Origin of the sequence: Burkholderia sp. SIMBA_051 (assembly GCF_046534915.1) — a bacterium.
GTDB lineage: Bacteria > Pseudomonadota > Gammaproteobacteria > Burkholderiales > Burkholderiaceae > Burkholderia > Burkholderia ambifaria.
Genome location: NZ_JAWRXS010000732.1, coordinates 1 through 244, shown reverse-complemented (window position 1 = coordinate 244; position 244 = coordinate 1). Strand labels below are relative to the sequence as shown.

At 67.6% G+C, this 244-nt stretch carries 1 pseudogene; it reads left to right on the top strand.

Annotation, left to right across the window (positions count from 1 at the left end):
• Window positions 1-244: pseudogene (locus SB771_RS36390) on the top strand (Globin); the annotation flags it as partial.

The following is a 244-nucleotide window of genomic DNA, read 5'->3' as shown; positions in this document are numbered from 1 at the left end:
GCAGCAGGCGCATCAGCCGCTCGAGGGCGTCGAGCCCGAGCACTTCAGCCGCTGGCTGTATCTGTTTCTGGATACGGTCGAGTCGCGCTACCAGCCGGCCGCGGCGGTCCGCTTCATGGAACCGGCGCTGCGCATCGCGCAGAGCCTGCAACTGAGCCGCTTCGGCTGGGACTACCAGATTCCGGCGGAACAACAGGCGTTGCTGGACCGAGTGGCGCCGAAGCGTCCTCGCGACGATGGCGAC